Origin of the sequence: Limnohabitans parvus II-B4 (genome assembly GCF_003063455.1) — a bacterium.
Classification (GTDB): Bacteria; Pseudomonadota; Gammaproteobacteria; order Burkholderiales; family Burkholderiaceae_C; genus Limnohabitans_A; species Limnohabitans_A parvus.
In genome coordinates, this window is sequence record NZ_NESN01000002.1 from 129,337 (window position 1) to 151,151 (window position 21,815).

Consider the following 21,815-nt stretch of genomic DNA (forward strand, 5'->3'; position numbering starts at 1 on the left):
AGGGCCGGATTCCTCATGACGGGGTACCGAAAATCGTCACCCGGCCCTACCCAAACCGAAACCGTTGTGGGCGTGAAACACTCTTAGGTTTTCCAATGAACACCAAGGGGAATGGGGCGATGCGGCGGGCGCCGATTTTCGGTACCCCGTCATGAGGTGCCCGCCGCATCGCCCCATTCACCGCTCTCAAAAAACAATCAGAGCAACCGCACCTTCACACTCTTGCCCTTGATCTTGCCGTGTGACAGCTGCGCCTCCACCTTTTTGGCCAGTTCAGCCTGAACCGCCACATAGGTGGAGAACTCGTTCACATTGATCTTGCCGACCTGCTCACGGGTCAAACCACATTCGCCCGCCAACGCGCCCATCACGTCGCCAGCGCGAATTTTTTCTTTGCGGCCACCCACGATCTGCAGCGTCCGCATAGGCGGCTGCAAAGGTCCACCTGCGGCAGGCGTCAAGCCCGACAAAGGCTCCCAGTTGGATTCGCGGCCTTGCATCACCTCGATCTTGCCGACCGAGCCCATCTCGTCCATGCTGGCCAGCGTGAGCGCCAAGCCCTCGGCATCGCCACGGCCCGTGCGGCCAATCCGGTGGATGTGGATTTCCGGGTCGGGCGTCACGTCCACGTTGATCACGGCTTCGAGCCCTTCCACATCCAGTCCGCGAGAGGCCACATCGGTGGCCACCAGCACCGAACAACTGCGGTTGGAGAACTGCACCAGCACCTGGTCACGTTCGCGCTGCTCCAACTCACCAAACAGCGCCAGCGCGCTGTAACCCTGCGCCTGCAGCACCGCCACCAGATCGCGGCATTGCTGCTTGGTGTTGCAAAAAGCGAGCGTGCGCTCGGGGCGGAAATGGGCCAGCAGTTTGGACACGGCATCCAGCCGCTGGGTCTCACCCACCTCGTAAAACACCTGCCGGATTTTGTGTGCGCTGTGCTGCGCCTCGACTTTCACCGTCTGCGGCGAGCGCATGAACTGCGCCGCCAACTTGGCGATGCCCTCGGGGTAAGTGGCGGAGAACAGCAGCGTCTGGCGGTCTTTGGCGCACTGGCGCACCACCTTGGCGATGTCGTCAAAAAAGCCCATGTCCAGCATGCGGTCGGCCTCGTCCAGCACCAGCGTGTTCACACCCGCCAAACTCAGCGAGCCGCGCTCCAAGTGGTCCAGGATGCGGCCGGGCGTGCCCACCACGACATCGGCGCCATGCTCCAGGCTAACGGTCTGGCCTCTCAAAGCCACGCCACCGCACAAGGTGACAACCTTCACGTTTTGTCGGGCACGGGCCAAGCGACGGATTTCTTGGGTGACCTGATCTGCCAACTCGCGGGTGGGGCACAAGATGACCGCCTGAATGGCGGCACTGGGTGAGCCAGCGCTTTGCAGGCGCTCAATCAGAGGCAAGCCAAAAGCGGCTGTTTTGCCACTGCCGGTGCTGGCTTGGGCAATCAAATCTTGCCCTGCCAGCGTCAGTGGCAAGCTGGCCGCCTGGATGGGCGTCATCTGGGTGTAGCCCAGTTGCTCGAGGTTTTGAAGGGTGGCAGGCGCCAGCGTGAGCTGGTCAAAGCGAGTCGATGTCGCGGCAGGAGAAGTTGCAGTCATCCGGGGATTATCGTTCTCCGGCTGTAGGCAAGGTCAACGTGCCGCGTCTCTGTACAAGCCGACCGAGTAGCCACCCACCATCTCACGCCCTTGGCTGGTCGTCACGATGGTCTTGCCATCCGGACTGACCGCCAAACCGACGGTAAATGGGTCCACATCGCTGCGCGCGACCACCGACCATGAAGCCAAATCCACTTTCACCAGTTTGGCTTCGTTGTTGATGGCGGCATAGAGACTGCGCTGATCTGGGCTCAGTTCGATGGTGCGAACCCCCATGCCCACACTCAAACTGCGACCTCCAGGACCTGCAACGCGTTGCGCGCCAGCGGCCTTGAGGGCTTGCACCACGGCCGCGAGGTCGTAACGCCCCACCAGCCCACTTTGGTTGCCACTGACATACAGGGTGCGTCCATCGTGACTGACCACCATATGCCGGGGATTGGGCACGATGTCGGTCACAGTCCCCAAGTAACGCCCTGTTGCAGCATCGAAACCAGCCACGCCACCACCCCCCATGCGGGCCACCAACACGGTCTGCCCATCTGGCGTATAAACCGTGCCGCGCAAACAAAATCCGCAATTGTTGTCCCGGTTGCCTTTGATGCCTTCCGTGGGCAATTTGCGCTCCACCACCCAGTGTCCGCTGTAACGGAAGTCTTTGGGATGCTCTGCGCTGATGTCCAGAACGCCCAGTGTGTTGTCGCCCCAATGGGTCACCACCGCTTGCCGGGAATCAGGAGAAATGGCGACATATTTGGGCAAGGGACCTGTGGGCATGACCCGCACCACCTTGTCGGTTTGCATGTCAATGATGGCCAACGCCGATGGCGACGAGGCGTTCAGGTCAAAGCTGCGTCGGTAATACGGCACCCAGAGGTATTTGCCGTTGTGCGACATTGCCATTTCAACGGGCTTGCCTAGGAAGTGGTTGTACTGTCCGGCTTTGCCATGGAAATAGGGGTAACCGAAGACCGTGGTTTCGTTTTGGAAAAGCGCAGCATCTGCGGGGCCAAATGTATGGTCAATCGACCGCAGCGGTTGCAGGTCTGGAAAACTGTAAACCAGCGTTTGCCCGCCTTCCAGGGCATTGATGTAGAGCTTTTTGCCATCTTGCGAAAACATCGCGGACTTGGGGGATTGAATCCGCACGTCATAGATGTCCTGGGGGGCATTTGTCTTGCCCAGCGCCTGGATACGCCCCACGCGAACCAATGACTCTTGCGCCTGCGCGCCAAACACCCACAACATGCCGGTAATACACCCGGTCCAAAAAAGTTTTTTCATTTTGAAGAACTCACAAAAATCAGCCATCCATTGTTTGCTCAAGCCCCGGAGGCGCGCATCGTCATGGGGATTGTCACCGGGCCATCATTGACCAAAGCGACCTTCATGTCGGCTGCGAAACGCCCGGTCTGAACCACCGCATGCAACTGCTGTGCGCGGGCCACGAAGTGGTCATAAAGTCGCCGACCTTCTTCGGGTGCAGCAGCCGCCGAAAAACCCGGACGGGTCCCCGAAGCCACATCTGCAGCCAAAGTGAACTGGCTGACCACCAGCAACCCACCCTGCACGTCCTGCACGCTCAAATTCATCTTGCCAGCGTCGTCACCGAAGATGCGCAGCTTGAGGATCTTGGCGAGCATTTTGTCGGCCACATCATCGGTATCGCCCTTTTCTGCGCACAACAGCACCAGCAAGCCCGCGCCAATCTGGCCGATCACGGTGCCATCCACCCGCACGCTGGCTTCGCTCACGCGCTGCAAAACCGCAATCATTTCAAATCCCGGGCATCGTGAAAATGCGCTTCCACATCGCTGGGCAAAAGTTGGATGGTGGCGCGCAGTCCGGGCACCTCGCTCATCAAGGCTTGCTCGACGCTGCCGCGCAATGCCGCCGCGCGCCCCAATGTCCAGCTCGCAGGCATGTGCATGTGCACATCGACAAAACGCCGCTGCCCGGCTTTGCGGGTGTGCAGGTGGTCAAAGCGGATGATTTCCACTTCGCCTCGTTGGTGTGCGAAACCATCCAGCACTTTTTGCACTTCGGCCAAAACCTCAGGCTCCAGTGCTTCGTCCATCAACCCTTGTGAAGACACCCAAATCAGGTGCCAGCCTTCCTTCAGGATGTTCAGGGCCACGCCAATGGCCACCAGCGCGTCCAGCCACAACCAGCCGGTCACGCTGACCAAAGCGATGCCCATCACCACGCCGGCTGACGTCCAGACATCGGTCACCAGATGCCGGGCGTCCGCCTCCAGCGCCAGCGAGCGGTGCTGTTTGGCAGCGCGAAACATCAGCCAGGCCAACAAGCCGTTCAGGGCCGAACTGCCCACCGACAAAGCCAAGCCCAAACCCACTTGTTCTATGGGTTGCGGGTCAAAAATGCGATGGGCGGCGGCCCAAATGATGCCCAAAGCGGCCACCAAAATGAGAATGCCCTCAAAACCCGAAGAAAAATATTCCGCTTTGTGGTGCCCGTAAGGGTGGTCGTCATCGGCAGGCATAGCCGCCACGGTGACCATCATCAAACCAAAAATCGCGCTGGCCAGGTTCACCAGTGACTCCATGGCGTCCGACAGCAGGCCGACCGAGTCGGTCAACCACCAAGCCAGCGTTTTCAGGCCAATCGTGATCAACGCCACCACCACAGAGGCCCACAACATGCGGGTGGGCGTCACCCAGGAGTCAAGAATTTTCATGCGCGAAGGATACCTTTGGAAAATGAACCCGCGATGAACGCCTGCAGGGCCAAGCGCTTGGTCAAGCCAAGGTGACCTTGGCAAACTTGCGCTTGCCGACTTGCACAATGTAAGTGCCCGCTTCGAGTTTCAGTCCCTTATCGCTGACCACGCTGGAGTCCACACGCACACCACCGCCATCCACCAATCGACCAGCTTCGGTGGTCGATGGGGCCAGCCCGGCCGCCTTGAGCAAAGCGCCAATGCCCAAGGGCGCGCCGGTCAATGAGACTTCAGGGATGTCGTCAGGCACGCCGCCCTTGCTGCGGTTGATGAAATCCTGCTCGGCGGCATCGGCTGCGGCTGCGCTGTGAAAACGTGCCGTGATCTCCTTGGCCAGCATGACTTTGGCGTCTTTGGGGTTGCGACCGCCTTCGACTTCCTTTTTCAACGCCTCGATTTCGGCCATCGACTTGAAGGACAACAAGGTGAACCAGCGCCACATCAGGACATCGGAAATACTCAGCACCTTGGCGAACATGGTGTTGGGCTCTTCGGCAATACCAATGTAGTTGTTCTTCGACTTGGACATCTTGTCCACGCCGTCCAGCCCTTCGAGCAGTGGCATGGTCAAAATGCACTGCGGCTCCTGCCCGTACTCGGCCTGCAGGTGACGACCCATCAGCAAGTTGAATTTTTGGTCGGTGCCACCCAGCTCCAGGTCGCTCTTGAGCGCGACCGAGTCGTAGCCCTGCATCAGCGGGTACAGGAACTCGTGCACCGAAATTGGGGTACCAGCCTTGAAGCGGTCATGGAAGTCGTTGCGCTCCATCATGCGAGCCACGGTGTACTTGGCGGCCAGCTGGATCATGCCCATCGAACCCAATGGTAGCGACCACTCACTGTTGTAACGAATCTCTGTTTTCGAGGGATCCAGCACCAGGCTGGCCTGTTTGTAGTAAGTCTCGGCGTTGAGTTTGATCTGCTCGGGCGTGAGCGGTGGGCGGGTGCTGTTGCGGCCCGAGGGGTCACCGATCAGGCTGGTGAAGTCACCAATCAGAAAGATCACCTGATGCCCCAGATCTTGCAACTGTCGCATCTTGTTGAGCACCACGGTGTGACCAATGTGGATGTCTGGCGCCGTAGGGTCCAGTCCGAGCTTGATGCGCAAGGGCACACCTGTGGCCTCAGATTTGGCCAGTTTTTGCAGCCAATCCTCCTTGGGAATCAACTCCTCACAGCCCCGCAAGGTGACTTCCAAAGCATGACGGGTCTTGTCCGTGACCGGGAATTTTGTAACAAGCGCTTGATTCATAAGGGTTTTTTCTAAAGTCAGATGGGTACAGACCGGTACAATGGCCTATATTCTCCAAGTCGTCCATTTTAGGGGCGGCCTGACTTCGCCCCTCACAACACCTCACGGCGTCCTGCATGAGGCCTGTGAAACACCCCCGAATTGATGCGATTTTTCTCTTCCATCCAGTCCCGACTGGTCTCTCTGTTCATCGGTTTTCTGTTCCTGTGCACCGCCGTGCTGGGCGCGGTGCTGATCGCCACCCAACGCGTGCTCGCTTGGCTGGACGGACAACACCCCCAACTGACCCGCGCCCTCCAAGCAAGTGTCCGCTGGTTGAGCCGACACCCCAAAACCATCAGCACCACACTCGCCTGCGTTTTGCTGGCAGGCGGTGGCGGGGCATTTGCCATTGCCAACCTGGGCCCGGACATTTCAGATCAACCCATCGTCACGGTGACGATGCCCGTCGAAATTGCCAGCCTGCAAGAGCAGGCGAAATCGCTCGATCTGGTCGACATCAATCTCACACGCACCGACAGCACTCGCGCGTCGGATACGCCTGAAAGTTTGTTGCGTCGCCTGGGCCTGGTCGATCCGCAAGCAGCCAACTTCTTGCGCAGCAACCCGCTGGCCAAGCAAGGCTTGAGAATCGATGGCAGATCGGTCCTGGCAGAAGCAGACAGCCAACAACACTTGCGCCAATTGACTGTTCGCTGGCTCAACAACGACACAGACACCTTTTTCCAACGCCTGGTCGTCAAGCGCACGCCCCAAGGCATGCAAGCGGCACTGGAAACATCACCCATGAACACCAGCATCCGCATGACGGGTGGCACGGTGGCCAGCTCCTTGTATGACGCAGCCGACGAGGCCCGACTGCCGGACGCCGTCATTGGCCAACTGACCCAGATTTTTTCTAACCAAATTGACTTTCACCGCACCCTGCGCAAAGGGGCTCGATTCTCTGTGGTCTATGAAGTGCTGGAAGCCGATGGCGAGCCCGTCCGAACTGGCCGCGTATTGACAGCCGAGTTCAACAATGGCAACAAGACTTACCAAGCCGTGTGGCACCAAGAGCCAGGCCAAAAAGGCAACTATTACAGCTTGGATGGCAAAAGCCTGAGCCGCGCCTACCTGGCATCGCCTGTGGCTTTCTCACGCAAGACCAGTGGCTTCAGCATGCGCCTGCACCCCATTTTCCAGACCATGAAAGCCCACTTGGGTGTGGACTATGCGGCCCCGACAGGCACTCCGGCACAAACCGTTGGCGATGGCGTGGTTGAATTTGCGGGCGTTCAAGGTGGTTTTGGCAACGTGGTGATTGTTCGCCATGGCAGCAACCACTCCACGGTTTATGCCCACCTCAGCCGAATTCTGGTTCGGTCTGGCCAAAGCGTACAAAAAGGTCAAACGATTGGTGCCGTCGGGAGCACCGGTTGGTCCACAGGCCCGCACCTGCACTTTGAATTCCGCGTCAATGGGGTGCACATGGACCCTGACAAAGTCATTCAGCAAGCGCAAAGCACACCCATCAGCCCCACGGCCATGGCACGCTTCAGATCCACATCGGCTGAGGCCAGAGCACAACTTGAAGCCGCAGCGCAAATGCGCGAAGGCGCGGCGCAGTGATCTTCGAGGGCCGCAAGGCCCTTTTTTGATGCCCAGCCGCCTGGCATCGTCAAGCCAACCCACCCACGCACATCTTTGACCGCCTCTTCACATGACTGAGCACTTCATTGGCCTGATGTCGGGCACCTCACTCGATGGCGCCGATGGCGTCTTGGCCTGCATCGATGCACACGGGCACATTCGAGTCAAAGTCCATGCCTTTGTGGCCTTTGATATGCCATTCAAAGCCACCTTGATGGCGCTCAACCAAAGTGGCCCGGACGAACTGCACCTCAGCGCCTTGGCAGGCAACCAGATTGCACGCCACTATGGCGAAGTGGTTCATGACCTGCTGCAACAAAGTGGTCTGAAAGCACGAGACATCACCGCCATCGGTGCGCACGGGCAAACCGTGCGCCACCGCCCTCTGGCTTTTGATGGCGACGCAGCCAAGCAACAAGCCGCTGTGGGTTACACACTTCAGCTGAACAACCCTTCTTTGCTGGCCGAACTCTCAGGCATCGATGTGGTGGCCGACTTCCGCAGCCGCGACTTGGCAGCGGGTGGCCAAGGCGCGCCTTTGGTGCCCGCCTTTCACCATGGCGTGTTTGCACGGCCAGACGCGTGCGTGGCCGTGCTCAACATCGGCGGCATTTCCAACATCAGCGTGCTGCGCCCTGGTGCCGTGGTGACCGGCTGGGACTGCGGCCCTGGCAACGCCCTGATGGACTTCTGGTGTGCCACCCATACCGGCCAGCCCTTCGACAGAAATGGAGGTTGGGCTGCAACAGGTCAAGTCAACGCGTCCTTGTTGGCGGCATTGCTGACGGAACCATTCCTTCATGGTGCGCCCCCCAAAAGCACTGGCCGCGACTTGTTCAACCCGGTTTGGTTAGAGCAGCATGTGCAAAGTCGAGCCGACTTGTCGGCCATCGACGTGCAGGCCACACTGACCGAATACACCGCTTTGGCGTGTGCGAGCGATGTGAAGCGCTATGCCAGCGATGCAACGTCATTGATCGTGTGTGGTGGTGGCGCATTGAACGGCCACCTCATGGCGCGCTTGGCCCTGCATTTGCCCCAGCTGCAGGTGCTGAGCAGCGAAACGCGGGGCTTGCCGCCCTTGCAAGTCGAAGCAGCGGCCTTTGCCTGGCTGGCCTTCAAAACCATGCGCCGCGAAACATCGAGCCTGCCAAGCGTCACGGGCGCCAGAGGCGCCCGTGTGTTGGGGGCGATTTACCCCCGTTGATGCAAGGCGAGCGCTGCTCGCCTTGCATCAAATCAGGTCGAAAAAGAAGAGCCGCAGCCGCAAGTCGATGTGGCATTCGGGTTCTTGATCACAAACTGCGCACCTTGCAAGTCTTCCTTGTAATCGATCTCGGCACCAATCAGGTACTGGTAGCTCATGGCATCGATCAACAAAGACACGCCGTTCTTGCTCATCGTGGTGTCGTCTTCGTTGGTGATTTCGTCAAAGGTGAAACCATACTGGAAGCCAGAGCAACCGCCACCCTGCACAAACACGCGCAGTTTCAGATCAGGGTTGCCTTCTTCGGCAATCAGGTCAGCCACTTTGGCTGCTGCGCTGTCGGTGAAGACAATCGGGGCAGGCATTTCGGTCTGGATATTTTCAGCAACAGCGCTCATGGTGTTTCTCCGGTTCAATGCCAAATAGTATAGCGCGCTGGTCGGGAATTACGGCCGCTGTCGGGCAGTAACGCTACTGCGCTTGTGGGCATTGCACAGCTCAGGCACCAAACAAAAAAGCCGCCACGGCGAACCGGTGCGGCTTTCTTGGCGAAGCAGAAAAGCGGATTAACGCTTGGAGAACTGCTTGCGACGGCGGGCTGAGTGGAAGCCAACCTTTTTACGTTCGACTTCACGGGCGTCGCGAGTGACGAAACCAGCTTGGCTCAGCATAGGCTTGAGCGATGCGTCGTAGTCAATCAGGGCGCGGGTGATACCGTGGCGCGATGCACCGGCTTGACCGGATTCGCCACCGCCGTGCACGTTGATCATGATGTCGAAAGTTTCGGCATGGTTGGTCAACATGAGGGGTTGCTTGGCGATCATGATCGAAGTTTCGCGGCCGAAATAGGCTTGGATGTCCTTGCCGTTGACCGTGATCTTGCCAGTGCCTTTTTTCAGAAACACGCGGGCGACGCTCGATTTGCGACGGCCTGTGCCATTGTTCCATTCACCAATCATCTCAAGGCTCCTTAGATGTCCAGCACTTTAGGCTGTTGGGCGGTGTGTGGGTGCTCAGCGCCACCATACACCTTGAGTTTCTTGATCATGGCGTAACCGAGTGGGCCCTTGGGCAGCATGCCCTTGACAGCCTTCTCGAGTGCGCGGCCAGGGTGCTTGGCTTGCATGTCGCGGAAGTTGGTTGCAGTGATACCGCCGGGATAGCCCGAGTGACGGTAATACACTTTGTCGATGGTCTTTGTGCCAGTCACTTTGAGCTGGGCAGCATTGATGATGACGATGAAGTCACCGGTGTCGACGTGAGGCGTGTAAATGGCCTTGTGTTTGCCGCGCAAACGGAGAGCAACTTCGCTGGCTACTCGTCCGAGGACCTTGTCGGTCGCGTCAATCACAAACCACTCGTGCACGACCTCAGCGGGTTTGGCGCTGAAAGTTGTTGTCATGAGTTTTCTCTTTAAAAGAAAGGTTTGGCGGGTCCTTTTCCACGGTCGGTGCTCCTCTTTTGGGAGCCTCTTAGGTGGGAATTTGCCAATGCATTGCGGCATCTGGCGTCTTCGCCGCGGGACCACTGAATCGCTGCGAAGCCTTCTATTATACGAAAAATCAAGGACTTGCGGGCGTTATTGGTTACCATCAAGGCATGTTCAGTTATCGACACGCTTTTCACGCGGGCAACCATGCCGATGTGCTCAAACACATCACCTTGCTCGCGACCATGCGCCACCTCATGCAAAAAGAGGCCGGCATCACCCTCATTGACACCCACGCCGGGGCCGGTTTGTACCGCCTGGACGGGGACTATTCCCAAAAAGGTGCGGAAGCTGAGGACGGCCTGTTCAAGCTTTTGGCTGCGGCCGAAAAACTGGATGCCTTGCCCGAACCCGTTCAGGACTATCTGGAGCAAATCGCCAGTTTCAACCCGAACGGGCAGGCCAAGATCTACCCTGGGTCGCCTTTTTTGATGCACAAACTGATGCGCCACGAGTCGCGTGACCGGCTGCGCCTGTTTGAACTCCACCCCACGGACAGCAAGTCGTTGATGTCCAACATCGCCCAGCTGGAAGCCGGTCGCACCATCACCGTCAGTCGTGAAGATGGCTTTGAGGCCCTCAAAAAACTCCTGCCACCGCCACCATCAGCCACCGGCTCGAAACGCGCCATGGTGCTGATCGACCCCAGTTACGAAATCAAGTCGGATTACGTCAAGGTCGCCAACGTCATTCAGGAATACCTCAAGCGCTTCTCTACCGGCACCTACCTGGTCTGGTACCCCATCATTCCAAGACCTGAGGCGCATGAGCTGCCTCGCCGCCTGCGCACCTTGGCCAACCAATCTCAAAAACCGTGGCTCAACGCCACATTGGCCATTGGACGCGGCCCAGGCGATGAAGGCGGCCTCACGGCCAGCGGCATGTTCGTCATCAACCCGCCCTTCACACTGAAAGACCAAGTCCGCAAAGCGCTCGACTTGGTCGGCCCTGCCTTGGCACGCGGCAACGGCAAAGAATGGAAAGTGGAAGGCTCCAACTGACCCCCGCGTCAAAGCTCAGGGAAAGTCCCGATCCCTTTGTCTTCAATTAACCGACCGATCGGTCGGTTAATTGTTATACTTCCTCCCGCGCCACGATCATTCCATCCTGTCAGGCGCAGGAGAAGCCATGTACACGCAATCTTTCAGCGTCCCGGACGGATCCGACGACGCCAAGTCGGCCGGCCTGAAGGCCGTTCCCAAAGCCCTGAGCGCGCAAGACGCCGCCTTGCAGGCCCAATTTGACGCCCGCATCGACGCTGACGGCCGCATCGAGCCACGCGAGTGGATGCCAGAGGCCTACCGCAAGACCCTGGTGCGCCAGATCAGCCAACACGCCCACAGCGAAATCGTCGGCATGCTGCCCGAAGGCAACTGGATCAGCCGCGCGCCCAGCTTGAAGCGCAAAGCCATTTTGATCGCCAAAGTGCAAGACGAAGGCGGTCACGGCCTGTACCTGTACAGCGCCGCCGAGACCTTGGGCACCAGCCGCGACCAAATGCTGGACGCCCTGCACACCGGCAAAGCCAAATACAGCTCCATCTTCAACTACCCCACGCTCAACTGGGCCGATGTGGGCGTGGTCGGCTGGTTGGTCGATGGCGCGGCCATCATGAACCAAGTGCCCTTGTGCCGCTGCTCGTATGGCCCCTATGCACGCGCCATGGTGCGCGTGTGCAAGGAAGAAAGCTTTCACCAGCGCCAAGGCTACGAAGCCTTGCTGGTGATGATGCAAGGCACCGCCGAGCAAAAAACCATGGTGCAGGACGCCGTGAACCGCTGGTGGTGGAAGTGCCTGGCCATGTTCGGGCCGCCCGACGCCGACAGCCCCAACAGCGCCCAAGGCATGCGCTGGGGCATCAAGCGCATCAGCAACGACGACCTGCGTCAAAAATTTGTGGACGCTACCGTGCCCCAAGCCAAGGTGCTGGGTGTGACCTTGCCCGACCCCGACCTGAAATGGAACGAAGCCCGTCAAGCCCACGACTACGGCCAGATCGACTGGGACGAGTTCTGGGCCACGGTGAACGGTAACGGACCCTGCAACAAGGAACGCCTGGGCGCCCGCGTCAAGGCATGGAACGACGGAGCTTGGGTGCGCGAAGCAGCTCTGGCCCACGCCAAAAAACAACAAGCACGCCAAATGAAGGAAGCAGCATGAGCACCCCCGCACTCAAAGAATGGCCCCTGTGGGAAGTTTTTGTTCGCAGCAAGCAAGGCCTGGAGCACAAACACTGCGGCAGCCTGCATGCATCGGATTCCGAGCACGCTTTGCAAATGGCTCGCGATGTCTACACCCGCCGCCAGGAAGGCGTGAGCATCTGGGTCGTCCCCTCGGCCAGCATCTCGGCGAGCGAACCCAATGACAAGCCCGAGTTCTTCGATCCGGCCAGCGACAAGGTGTACCGGCACCCAACGTTTTACGTGATCCCCGACGAAGTCGGACACATGTGAGCGCGACCATGAATGCACCCATTGATTATTTGCTGCACCTCGCCGACAACGCGCTGATCCTCGGACAGCGCAACGCCGAGTGGTGCGGACACGGCCCCATTCTTGAAGAAGACATCGCGCTGTCCAACAACAGCCTGGACCTGATCGGGCAGGCCCGCATGCTTTACCAGCACGCGGCCGAGCTGCAAGGCAACGGTGCCACCGAAGACACGCTGGCGTACTTCCGCGATGTGCCTGACTTCAAAAACTACACGCTGTGTGAATTGCCCCACATGCCGCTGATGGCGGCCACCTCGGCGGGCGACCGCGACTTTGCCACCACCATCGTGCGCAACTTCTTGTACAGCAGCCTGATGGTGCTGGTGTGGGACCAGTTGCAAAACTCGAAAGACGCGCAGCTGGCCGCCATAGCCGCTAAATCGCTCAAGGAAGTGCGCTACCACCTGCGCCACTCGCGTGACTGGCTGGTGCGCATGGGCGATGGCACCGCCGAGTCGCACACCAAGGCGCAGACCGCGCTCGACCAATTCATGTCCTACACGCAAGAGTTCTGGACCACCAGCCCCGCAGAAGCTGCGGCGCTGGCCACCGGCACCGGCATCGACATGGCGGCCCTGCAAAACGACTGGAACCAGATCGTGAACGAAGCCTTGAAGGAAGCCACCTTGCAACGCCCCGCTGCAGGCGGCTTTGTGCCCACGGGCAAGCAAGGCCTCCACTCGGAGCACTTGGGTTTTGTTCTGGCAGAAATGCAAAGCCTGGCCCGCGCGCACCCCGAAGCGACCTGGTAATTCATGCCAATGACCCCGGCCGCCTCTTTGTCCTCTGCTTCTCCCACCCGGACAGCCGATGTGGACCGCGCCTGGGACCTGCTCGACGCACTGACCGATCCGGAAATTCCGGTCGTCACGTTGCGCGAGCTGGGCATTCTGCGCGATGTGCGTGAAGGCACCGCAGGACTGGAAGTGATCATCACCCCGACCTACAGCGGATGTCCGGCCATGGGCCAGATCGAGGACGACGTGAAAGCCCTGCTGCAAGCCCACGGGCTGCAAGGCCGTGTGGTCACGCAACTGGCCCCGGCCTGGACAACCGACTGGATGACCGAAGCCGCCAAGGACAAACTGCGCGCCTACGGCATCGCCCCACCGCACGCCTGCGCCACCGAAAAACCGGGCGCGTCCAGCGTGGTGCAGTTTGCGGCGCGCAGCGCCAAACCCGAGGTGGTGAACTGCCCTCAGTGCGGCTCGGCCAACACCACCGAAACCTCCCATTTCGGCTCCACCGCCTGCAAAGCACTTTACCGGTGCTTGGCTTGCATGGAGCCTTTCGATTACTTCAAACCTTACTGAGCTGCCTTGCCGCAGTGAAGCACCATGTCCGCACCCCGCTTTCATGACCTCCAAGTTGCACGCGTCACACCCGAAGCTGCAGGCGCCGTCGCCATCTCGCTGACGGTTCCACAAGACCTGCGCAGCAGCTTTGACTTTCAGCCCGGCCAATTTCTGACCTTGCGCGCCGACATCAACGGCGCTGACGTGCGCCGCAGCTACTCCATCAGCTCGGCCCGCAGCCAACTACAAAAGCAAGGCGTGCTCGAAGTGGGCATCCGACCTGTCGAGGGGGGCGTGTTCTCCAACTGGGCTGCAACCCAACTCAAAGCCGGTGACACCCTGCGCGTGATGGTGCCCGATGGCCGTTTCGTGGTGCAGCGCCCCCGCGCCATCCACCGGGTGGGCTTTGCCGCAGGCTCGGGCATCACGCCCATCCTGTCCATCCTGTCGAGCACGCTAGAAGACCAGCCCGAATCGAAGTTCACCCTGGTCTACGGCAACCGCCGCATGGACAGCGTCATGTTCAACGAAGCCCTGCAAGACCTGAAAGACCGCTACCCCGACCGCCTGACGCTGATCCACATCCTGTCACGCCAAGCGCAAGAAGTGCCCCTGCTCGAAGGTCGCATCGACGCCGCCAAAGTGCAGGCCATCATCGACGCATTTTTGCCCGTGGGCAGCATGGACGAAGTGTTTGTGTGCGGCCCCGAGGCCATGATCGAAGCCACTGAACAAGCGCTGCTGAGCGCTGGCGTGAAAGGCGAACGCATCCGCACCGAGCGTTTCAGCTCACCCACGCTCGATGCGCTCAGCCCTGAGCAACGCAGCCAAGCCGTGCTGGGCCACCAGGGGACACGCGATGCAGGCGAAGTCCAGCTCACGGTGGTGCTGGACGGCAAGCCCTACGACATGCCGATGAATCGGAATGAAAAAATCCTCGACATCGCCTTGTCACTGGGCCTGGACCTGCCCTACTCGTGCAAAGCCGGTGTCTGCTGCACCTGCCGCTGCAAAGTGGTGGAAGGCACGACCGAGATGGAGAAAAACTTCACCCTCGAAAAGCCCGAAGTCGAGCAAGGCTTCATCCTGTCCTGCCAGGCACGGCCCACCAGCAACCGGGTGGTGGTGAGCTTCGACGAACGCTGAAACCCATTTCAAAAGCATCAACAACGCCCTGCAATGCAGGGCGTTTTGCGTTGAATCCAAGTCAGGGTCAGAAGCGATAACCGAGGCCCACCCCCACCAAAACGGGGTCGAGCTTCAAAGTGCCCTGATTGGCCGTGCCAACAAACACATCAGAGCGTATGAAAACCTTCTTGAGGTCAAAGTTCAAGGACCAGTTTTTGTCCAAAGGAATGTCCAAGCCCACTTGCAAAGCCCCGCCCCAGCTGTGGTCCTCCAATGTTGCACCGCCATCAAGCAGATTGATGCTGGTGATCCTGGTGTAATTCACGCCCGCACCGACATAAGGCTTGTACCCATTCAGGCCTGTGAAGTGGTATTGCAGCAGCAAACTGGGGGGCAAATGCTTGAACGTGCCAATCGATGCACCGCCCATGGAAACGGTTTGCTTTTGCGGCACGGTCAAAACCAGTTCAGCCGCAATATTCGGGGTAAAGAAGTAACTGACATCCACCTCAGGAATGGTCTTGTTGTTGACCGACAAGCCCAAACCCGTGCCATCCTTGTTGGCCATGTCCAGATGCACAGCGCGCGCCCGAATGAGCCACAGGCCTTCACCTGAAGCTTGCGCCATGGCCGCCGTGGCAGAGCAAGCAGCCAACACGGCTGCAACAATGGTTTGTTTTTTCATGTTGATTTTCCTTATGAACAAAGAGCTTTGTGCTCAAGTTCATTGGACGCTCACACCACCACTGCTCATTTGAGGTTCATCAAACCTCTCAGCACGCAAGCGCACCATCTTCTGTGGGCTTGCGTCACATCAACCGAGTTCGTCAAAGGCACACGCTGTGTGCGCTTCACAACCGACGCAAAATATCCGTCGTGGCTGCACTCTGGTTCATCGTGTAGAAATGCAAGGCAGGTACACCGCCGTTGACGAGCTGCTCGCACAAGTCGGCCACCACATCGAGACCAAACGCTTTGATGGAGGCGATGTCGTCGCCAAACCCCAGCAATCGCAAGCGGATCCAACGGGGAATCTCGGCACCGCAAGCGTCTGAAAAGCGCAGCAACTGTGTCGAGCTGGTGATCGGCATGATGCCGGGCACGATGGGCACATCTGCGCCCAGCTTGTACGCATCGTCCACAAAGCGGAAATACGCGTCGCTGTTGTAGAAATATTGCGTGATGGCCGAGTTGGCTCCGGCTTTGACCTTGGTGGCAAAGGCCTGTAAATCGGACTCCGGCGATTTGGCTTGCGGGTGAATTTCGGGGTAGGCTGCCACTTCGATGTGGAAATCGTCACCGGTCTCCGCCCGAATGAAAGCCACCAGATCGCTGGCATATTGAAACTCACCACCCGCGCCATAACCGCTGGGCAAGTCGCCGCGCAAAGCCACCAAGCGCTTGACGCCCATGGCCTTGAGAGTGGCCAGCTCTGCGCGCACCGAGGCTTTGGTCGCGCCGATGCACGAGAAGTGCGAGGCCGCAGCCACGCCTTCACCCAAGATGGCACCCACGGTGGCAAACGTGCCCTCTTGCGTGGAGCCACCTGCGCCATAGGTCACCGAGCAAAATTCAGGCTTCAAGCCATAAAGCTGCTGGCGCACCACGCGCAACTTCTCTGCGCCATCTGGCGTTTTGGGTGGGAAAAATTCCAGACTGATGGGCAATTTCGAACCAGACATCACTTCACCTTCAAATTCAATAGTCATTGGCCTTGGCATAGGCCTTGGCGGCCAGATCGGCCTCGTGTGCCATGCGCGTTTTCTCGCGCGCAGGCAACACAGCCGCCGGGTCAGGCCAGCAGGCTTGTACAAAAAATTCATGGTTCCCGTCACCGCCTTCAATCGGGCTGTCCAGCCATGCCTGCACCTGCATGCCCAGATCGGTCAAGGCGGTGCGCACGCGGTTTTCGATGAAAGGGTAATGGCTATCGTCTTTGACGATGCCGCCCTTGCCCACTTGGCCCGGCTGCAATTCAAACTGGGGTTTCACCAGCATCAGCAACCGCCCCGTGGGTTTGAGCAAATGCACCACGCCCGGCAGCACCAAGGTAAGCGAGATGAAGGACACATCGCCCACCATCAGGTCAAAGCCTTCCAGCGCCTCTGGAATCCGCTCGTCGCCCGGCTCCAGCTCACGGGCGTTCACACCTTCGATGCACACCACACGCTCGTCGTCACGGATGCGCGGATGCACTTGGGCATGCCCGACGTCGATACCGACCACCTGCGCTGCGCCTTGCTGCAACAAGCAATCGGTGAACCCACCGGTACTTTGTCCCACATCGAGGCAACGTAAGCCCTCGACCTGGACACCCGTGGCCTTCAACGCACCTTCGAGTTTGAGTCCGCCGCGCGAGACATAGCGCGACTCGGCGTCGTCGAGCAACTCCAAGGCCGCGCTTTCAGGCACTTCATCACGGTTTTTCACGATGGCACGCCACGTCCCGTCGGGCTGCTGCCACTGAACGCCTCCGGCGATCAGTCGCTGAGCCTGAGAGCGAGAAGCGGCCAAGCCGCGCTCGACGAGAAGTTGATCAATGCGCATGTGCTGAGGTTCTGACGAGAGGGTTCAAGTGAACGATGGGGATGGTTGAAGAAAGCCGTTTGTTAACCATGTGGGGGCCGCCGCTGCGGGCGAATGCTGGCCGGGCTTCGGCTGACATTCGCGAGCAAGGGCTCGCTCCCACCAGAAAACCGGCCATTGCTCGCAATGGCGTCGAACCGATCAATAACGGTAAGTGTCCGCCTTGTAAGGACCATTCTTGGACACGCCGATGTAAGCGGCTTGCTCGTCGCTCAACTCGGACAGCATCGCGCCGACCTTTTTCAGGTGCAAGCGGGCCACTTTTTCGTCCAGATGCTTGGGCAACACATAGACTTTGCCGGCTTCGTACTGGTCTTGTTTGGTGAACAGCTCGATCTGGGCGATGGTCTGGTTGGCGAACGACGAAGACATCACGAAGCTGGGGTGGCCCGTGGCGCAACCCAGGTTCACCAGGCGGCCTTTGGCCAGCAGGGTGATCTTCTTGCCATCGGGGAAGATGATGTGATCGACCTGAGGTTTGATCTCGTCCCACTCCAGCTTTTCCAGCGAAGCGACGTCGATCTCGTTGTCGAAGTGACCGATGTTGCAAACGATGGCTTCGTCTTTCATGGCGGCCATGTGCTCGTAGCGGATCACGTTCTTGTTGCCGGTGGCCGACACGAAGATGTCGCACTTGTCAGCGGCGTATTCCATGGTGACCACTTTGTAGCCTTCCATGGCGGCTTGCAAGGCGTTGATCGGGTCGATCTCGGTCACCCACACTTGGGCGCTCAAAGCGCGCAAGGCTTGGGCCGAGCCCTTGCCCACGTCGCCGTAACCGGCCACGCAAGCCACTTTGCCCGCGATCATCACGTCGGTCGCGCGCTTGATGGAGTCCACCAAAGATTCGCGGCAGCCGTACAGGTTGTCAAACTTGCTCTTGGTCACCGAGTCGTTCACGTTGATGGCGCGGAACATCAGGCTGCCCTTGGCGGCCATCTCGTTCAGGCGCAATACGCCGGTGGTGGTCTCTTCGGTCACGCCGATGATGTGTGCGCCCTTGCGGCTGTACCAAGTGGGGTCCACAGCCAATTTGGCTTTGATGGCGTTGAACAAACAAGTTTCTTCTTCGCTGGTGGGGTTAGCGATCAAAGAAGCGTCGGTTTCAGCGCGCTTGCCCAAGTGCATCAACAACGTGGCATCGCCGCCGTCGTCCAAGATCATGTTGGGGCCTTCGCCTTCGGTGCCTGCCGCGCCGAAGTCAAAAATGCGGTGGGTGTAATCCCAGTAATCGGCCAAGGTTTCGCCTTTGATGGCAAACACGGGTGTGCCTTTGGCGGCAATGGCGGCGGCGGCATGGTCTTGTGTGGAGAAGATGTTGCAAGACGCCCAGCGCACATTGGCACCCAGGGCTTGCAAGGTCTCGATCAGCACAGCCGTCTGGATGGTCATGTGCAGCGAGCCCGTGATACGCGCGCCCTTGAGGGGCTGGGACTTGGCGAATTCTTCGCGGATGGCCATCAGACCGGGCATTTCGGTCTCGGCGATCTTGATTTCTTTGCGGCCCCAATCGGCCAGGCCGATGTCGGCGATCACGCAGTCGGCGTTGACAGTGGTTTTCAAAGGTGCATTCATGTGTGCGCTCCAAAGCAATGTGAATAAGCCACACGCGTGGAGAAAGCACTGAATGGGAAATACAGGCTCACCGCACGTCGAGTGGATGAGCGTCGTTGCTGTTTGAAGGTTCCGAGCCTCACGCCTGCTGCCAGCTTCGGGGCTGGTGGGCGCTGCAACGCTCCTCGGAATGCCCAGATTATAAAGGCAAGGGATGACCGCTGTGGGCGCGGCGCCATCGCCTCGGGGCAGGGCTCCTACAAAGTAAAATCTCCCTCATCGCGGCCACGCCTGGCCGCCCGCTTGGCGCCCCTGCGGCGCTTTCCCGATCAGGACCCCTTGTGACTTACGCCAACGAGACCCGGCGCCGCCGGACTTTTGCCATCATTTCCCACCCCGACGCGGGTAAAACCACGCTGACTGAAAAGCTGCTGTTGTTCTCGGGTGCGATCCAGATCGCCGGCTCGGTCAAGGCCCGCAAAGCTTCGCGCCACGCCACATCCGACTGGATGGAAATCGAAAAGCAGCGTGGCATCTCGGTGGCCTCGTCGGTCATGCAGATGCTCTACCGCGAGCACGTCATCAACCTGCTCGACACCCCCGGCCACAAGGACTTCTCTGAAGACACCTACCGCGTGCTCACCGCCGTGGACTCGGCGCTGATGGTCATTGACGCGGCCAACGGTGTGGAAGCCCAGACCCGTCGCCTGATCGAAGTCTGCCGTCAGCGGGACACGCCCATCATCACCTTTGTGAACAAGATGGACCGCGAAGTGCGCGACCCGCTCGACATCCTCGACGAAGTCGAGCGCGAGCTGGGCATGCCTTGTGTGCCCATGACCTGGCCCGTGGGCCAGGGCAAGAGCTTCGGCGGCATCGTCAATCTGCGCACACAGGCCATGACCGTGTTTGACTCCGGCAGCGAACGCCTGCCGCAAGACTTCGAAACCATTCCCCTCACCGAGCAAGCCCAACTGGCCGAGCGCTTTGGCCTGGAGTGGCAAACCGCCATGGACAGCATGGAGCTGGCCACCGGCGCATCGCCTGCGTTTGACGAAGCGGCGTTCTTGGCAGGCAAACAAACCCCTGTGTTCTTTGGCTCCGGCGTGAACAACTTCGGTGTGATGGAAGTGCTGGACGCCCTGGTCGATTTGGCCCCCGCGCCCAAGCCACGCACCAGCAACCTGCTGGTCAACAAGCAGCCCGTGGTCAAAGAAATCCAGCCCGAAGACAGCGCGTTCTCGGGCGTGGTGTTCAAGGTACAAGCCAATATGGACGCCAACCACCGCGACCGCATCGCCTTCGTGCGCATGGCGTCTGGCAAATACACCCCCGGCATGAAGCTCAAGGTGCAACGCACCGGCAAAGAACTGCGCCCCACCAGCGTGGTCACCTTCTTGTCGCAACGGCGCGAGGCGGTGGACGAAGCCTACGCGGGCGACATCATTGGCTTCACCACCCATGGCGGCGTGCAGCTGGGCGACACCATCACCGACGGCGCGAATTTGCAATTCACCGGCCTGCCCTTCTTTGCACCAGAACTCTTCATGACCGTGATCCTGAAGAACCCGCTGCGCACCAAACAACTGCAAACCGGCCTCGACCAACTCGGCGAAGAAGGCGCGATCCAGGTCTTCAAACCCGAAATCGGTGGCCCCATGCTGCTGGGCGCAGTGGGTCAGCTGCAGTTTGAAGTGGTGCAGCACCGCCTCAAAGCCGAATACGACTGCGACGTGCGCCTGGAGGGCTGCCAGTACACCGGCGCCCGCTGGATCACCGCCGACACACCGGCCGAACTGCGCGAATTCACCAACGCCTATCCGCAGCGCATGTCACTCGACGCGGCAGGCACGCTGGCCTACCTGTGCACCAGCCCGTACGACGTGCGGCTGGCGCAAGAGCGCTTTCCCAAGATCCACTTCCACCCGCTGCGCGAGCATGCGGGCTTGGCATTGGGGTCGGCGGGTTGAAATGGCGAAAATCAATTGGGATCTGACCCCGATTAAAGATGCGTCCGCTTTCTGACTGGCTTCCTCCTCGTGATGTCGTCGGTGTCTTCACCGACATCGACGACACGCTGACCACCGAAGGAGCCATCACGCCAGACGCCCGGCAAGCGCTGGCCGAGCTGAAAGCCGCTGGCCTGCATGTGGTGCCGATCACTGGGCGGCCTGTGGGCTGGAGCGAGCCCTTTGCGGCCCGTTGGCCGGTGGACGCCATCGTGGCCGAAAACGGGGCGGTAGGGCTGCAACACACCACTGCACGTGGCCTGCGCAAGTTCTACCAGCAAGACATGGCCACCCGCAGTGCCAACTTCGCCCGCATGCAGCAGGTGCTGGCGCACATCGAGCAAACCTTGCCCGGTGCGCAGCGCTCGCAAGACAGCGCAGGCCGAGAGACCGACATCGCCATTGACCACAGCGAGTTCACACAACTGCCAGAACACGCCATCGATGAAGTGGTGCGCATGATGCACAGCGAAGGCATGACCGCCACCGTGAGCAGCATCCACATCAACGGCTGGTTTGGCACGCACAGCAAACTCACGGGGGCTCGCTGGATCGTGCGTGAACTGTGGGGCCGTGATCTGGATGCCGAAATCGACCGCTGGGTTTATGTGGGAGACTCGACCAATGACCAAGTGATGTTTGAGAACTTCCCGCACAGCGTGGGCGTGGCCAACATCCGGCGCTTTGAGGCGCAGCTGACGCACCCGCCGCGCTACATCACCCCGAGTGAACGCGGTGCAGGCTTTGCCGAACTGGTGCGCCACTTGCTGACAGGTCTGGCCTGAACAACTCTACCTTTCGTGGCAATCTGCGCGAAACCCACC

22 protein-coding genes and 1 riboswitch are annotated in these 21,815 nt (G+C 59.6%); of the genes, 10 read left to right on the plus strand and 12 right to left on the minus strand.

The window, feature by feature from the left end:
- Positions 1–197 precede the first annotated feature (197 nt).
- From dbpA to tyrS, 5 genes are all read right to left on the minus strand, one after another.
- Positions 198–1,607: an ATP-dependent RNA helicase DbpA gene (gene dbpA, locus B9Z37_RS05205; protein WP_108311995.1), complete on the minus strand. Its 1,410-nt coding sequence runs from the start codon at positions 1,605–1,607 to the stop codon at positions 198–200.
- Positions 1,608–1,640: 33 nt separating this feature from the next.
- Complete coding sequence (locus B9Z37_RS05210) at positions 1,641–2,891, minus strand: YncE family protein (protein WP_167394330.1); 1,251 nt, start codon at positions 2,889–2,891, stop codon at positions 1,641–1,643.
- A 38-nt stretch (positions 2,892–2,929) separates the two neighbouring features.
- Entirely contained in the window at positions 2,930–3,382 is a 453-nt protein-coding gene (gene dtd, locus B9Z37_RS05215) for a D-aminoacyl-tRNA deacylase (protein WP_108311997.1), read from the minus strand.
- Entirely contained in the window at positions 3,379–4,305 is a 927-nt protein-coding gene (locus B9Z37_RS05220) for a cation diffusion facilitator family transporter (RefSeq protein ID WP_108311998.1), read from the minus strand. Before B9Z37_RS05220 ends, dtd begins: the two co-directional genes overlap by 4 nt.
- A 61-nt stretch (positions 4,306–4,366) precedes the next feature.
- Positions 4,367–5,599: a tyrosine--tRNA ligase gene (gene tyrS, locus B9Z37_RS05225; protein WP_108311999.1), complete on the minus strand. Its 1,233-nt coding sequence runs from the start codon at positions 5,597–5,599 to the stop codon at positions 4,367–4,369.
- 144 nt (positions 5,600–5,743) lie between these two features.
- Here tyrS and B9Z37_RS05230 point away from each other — a divergent pair, with 144 nt between their 5' ends.
- Together B9Z37_RS05230 and B9Z37_RS05235 are read left to right on the plus strand one after the other, a co-directional pair.
- Positions 5,744–7,210, plus strand: coding sequence for a M23 family metallopeptidase (locus tag B9Z37_RS05230; protein WP_108312000.1), 1,467 nt, complete (start codon positions 5,744–5,746; stop codon positions 7,208–7,210).
- A gap of 91 nt (positions 7,211–7,301) precedes the next feature.
- A complete protein-coding gene (locus tag B9Z37_RS05235; RefSeq protein ID WP_108312001.1) occupies positions 7,302–8,438 on the plus strand; it encodes an anhydro-N-acetylmuramic acid kinase in 1,137 nt (378 codons plus the stop codon).
- Positions 8,439–8,470: 32 nt separating this feature from the next.
- Here the strand turns inward: B9Z37_RS05235 and erpA are convergent, their stop codons facing one another.
- From erpA to rplM, 3 genes are all read right to left on the minus strand, one after another.
- The gene (gene erpA / locus B9Z37_RS05240; protein ID WP_090137811.1) at positions 8,471–8,836 is read right to left on the minus strand and encodes an iron-sulfur cluster insertion protein ErpA; all 366 of its coding nucleotides are present in this window, start codon (positions 8,834–8,836) and stop codon (positions 8,471–8,473) included.
- Between the two features lie 168 nt (positions 8,837–9,004).
- The gene (rpsI, locus tag B9Z37_RS05245) at positions 9,005–9,397 is read right to left on the minus strand and encodes a 30S ribosomal protein S9 (protein WP_108312002.1); all 393 of its coding nucleotides are present in this window, start codon (positions 9,395–9,397) and stop codon (positions 9,005–9,007) included.
- An 11-nt stretch (positions 9,398–9,408) separates the two neighbouring features.
- Positions 9,409–9,840, minus strand: coding sequence for a 50S ribosomal protein L13 (gene rplM / locus B9Z37_RS05250; RefSeq protein ID WP_089953382.1), 432 nt, complete (start codon positions 9,838–9,840; stop codon positions 9,409–9,411).
- A 197-nt stretch (positions 9,841–10,037) separates the two neighbouring features.
- Between rplM and B9Z37_RS05255 the strand changes: the two genes are divergently transcribed.
- The 6 genes from B9Z37_RS05255 to paaE all read left to right on the plus strand — a co-directional run bounded on the left by B9Z37_RS05255 (position 10,038) and on the right by paaE (position 14,860).
- Positions 10,038–10,928 carry a 23S rRNA (adenine(2030)-N(6))-methyltransferase RlmJ gene (locus B9Z37_RS05255; protein WP_108312003.1) on the plus strand — a complete coding sequence of 297 codons (891 nt, stop codon included), beginning with the start codon at positions 10,038–10,040 and terminating at the stop codon, positions 10,926–10,928.
- 127 nt (positions 10,929–11,055) lie between these two features.
- Entirely contained in the window at positions 11,056–12,087 is a 1,032-nt protein-coding gene (paaA, locus tag B9Z37_RS05260; RefSeq protein ID WP_108312004.1) for a 1,2-phenylacetyl-CoA epoxidase subunit PaaA, read from the plus strand.
- Complete coding sequence (gene paaB, locus B9Z37_RS05265; protein WP_108312005.1) at positions 12,084–12,380, plus strand: 1,2-phenylacetyl-CoA epoxidase subunit PaaB; 297 nt, start codon at positions 12,084–12,086, stop codon at positions 12,378–12,380. Before paaA ends, paaB begins: the two co-directional genes overlap by 4 nt.
- A gap of 8 nt (positions 12,381–12,388) precedes the next feature.
- Entirely contained in the window at positions 12,389–13,171 is a 783-nt protein-coding gene (paaC, locus tag B9Z37_RS05270) for a 1,2-phenylacetyl-CoA epoxidase subunit PaaC (RefSeq protein WP_108312525.1), read from the plus strand.
- Between the two features lie 3 nt (positions 13,172–13,174).
- The gene (gene paaD / locus B9Z37_RS05275) at positions 13,175–13,732 is read left to right on the plus strand and encodes a 1,2-phenylacetyl-CoA epoxidase subunit PaaD (RefSeq protein WP_407067220.1); all 558 of its coding nucleotides are present in this window, start codon (positions 13,175–13,177) and stop codon (positions 13,730–13,732) included.
- A 24-nt stretch (positions 13,733–13,756) separates the two neighbouring features.
- Positions 13,757–14,860 (plus strand): 1,2-phenylacetyl-CoA epoxidase subunit PaaE, encoded by a 1,104-nt coding sequence (gene paaE, locus B9Z37_RS05280; RefSeq protein ID WP_108312007.1) that lies wholly within the window; start codon positions 13,757–13,759, stop codon positions 14,858–14,860.
- 67 nt (positions 14,861–14,927) lie between these two features.
- On the opposite strand, the gene B9Z37_RS05285 is transcribed toward paaE, so the two are convergent.
- The 4 genes from B9Z37_RS05285 to ahcY form a co-directional block, all read right to left on the minus strand.
- Complete coding sequence (locus B9Z37_RS05285) at positions 14,928–15,527, minus strand: OmpW/AlkL family protein (protein ID WP_108312008.1); 600 nt, start codon at positions 15,525–15,527, stop codon at positions 14,928–14,930.
- Positions 15,528–15,693: 166 nt separating this feature from the next.
- Positions 15,694–16,524 carry a methylenetetrahydrofolate reductase [NAD(P)H] gene (gene metF, locus B9Z37_RS05290; RefSeq protein ID WP_108312009.1) on the minus strand — a complete coding sequence of 277 codons (831 nt, stop codon included), beginning with the start codon at positions 16,522–16,524 and terminating at the stop codon, positions 15,694–15,696.
- Between the two features lie 16 nt (positions 16,525–16,540).
- A complete protein-coding gene (locus B9Z37_RS05295; RefSeq protein WP_108312010.1) occupies positions 16,541–17,389 on the minus strand; it encodes a TlyA family RNA methyltransferase in 849 nt (282 codons plus the stop codon).
- A gap of 180 nt (positions 17,390–17,569) precedes the next feature.
- Positions 17,570–19,003: an adenosylhomocysteinase gene (gene ahcY, locus B9Z37_RS05300; protein ID WP_108312011.1), complete on the minus strand. Its 1,434-nt coding sequence runs from the start codon at positions 19,001–19,003 to the stop codon at positions 17,570–17,572.
- A gap of 80 nt (positions 19,004–19,083) precedes the next feature.
- A riboswitch (S-adenosyl-L-homocysteine riboswitch) is annotated at positions 19,084–19,175 on the minus strand.
- Between the two features lie 148 nt (positions 19,176–19,323).
- Here ahcY and B9Z37_RS05305 point away from each other — a divergent pair.
- Both B9Z37_RS05305 and B9Z37_RS05310 read left to right on the plus strand, forming a co-directional pair.
- Entirely contained in the window at positions 19,324–20,952 is a 1,629-nt protein-coding gene (locus B9Z37_RS05305; protein WP_108312012.1) for a peptide chain release factor 3, read from the plus strand.
- 38 nt (positions 20,953–20,990) lie between these two features.
- Positions 20,991–21,776 carry an HAD-IIB family hydrolase gene (locus B9Z37_RS05310; RefSeq protein WP_108312013.1) on the plus strand — a complete coding sequence of 262 codons (786 nt, stop codon included), beginning with the start codon at positions 20,991–20,993 and terminating at the stop codon, positions 21,774–21,776.
- Positions 21,777–21,815 lie beyond the last annotated feature (39 nt).